Raw genomic sequence first — 638 nt, 5'->3', positions numbered from 1 at the left:
CATTGCACCTGCAATTTTCTCAACATCATCACCAACACCATTAATCGCATTGGTATTCTGATTCACGGCAGTTGTGATATCAGCATTGGCTTGCTGGATAAGCGCTTTAGTTTTTCGGTAAATCTCGTTGTCATTAGCTTGCTGCTTTTGAATGGCTTGCGTATTAGTCACAACCGAAGCATTGAGCGCGATGATTTGGTTTTGAACATCAGCACTAGCCTGATTGATATCAATGTTCATATCATTCAGAGCCTTGTTAACATCCTTATTCATTCCGGTTATTGCGTTAACAACCGCCGTATCTGTTGATTCATCCGTGGGCGGGTCCTCAACATCTGGTTCATCTGTTGGAGGCTTCGGAACGACAACGTCACTATCAGAGTCCGGTAAAACACTAGGGTCTTCAATATCACCGCCAGTAGGGTCGTCAGGGTCGTGTGTTGGGTCAGTGACGTCAGGGTCGTCCGGTTGAGTAATTGGCGGATAATAAGGATCATTCGTATAGTCATCAGCAGAGCCAACACATTCATTTCCCGTGTAATAACTCTCTTTTACTAAGTCGCCACCGGACGCAAAATAAGATTGCTTAGCCTCGCACATTGTTGCTGTTTCACAGTAATAACGAGTAGTTGTTAAAG

Annotated in this window: 1 pseudogene; it reads right to left on the bottom strand. The window is 44.4% G+C overall.

Annotated features, from left to right (window positions below):
- Positions 1–638 (bottom strand): annotated as a pseudogene (locus tag R7Q11_RS27180) (hypothetical protein); the annotation flags it as partial.

This window comes from Vibrio sp. 970 (genome assembly GCF_033339075.1).
This window is presented reverse-complemented; position numbering and strand designations above follow the sequence as displayed.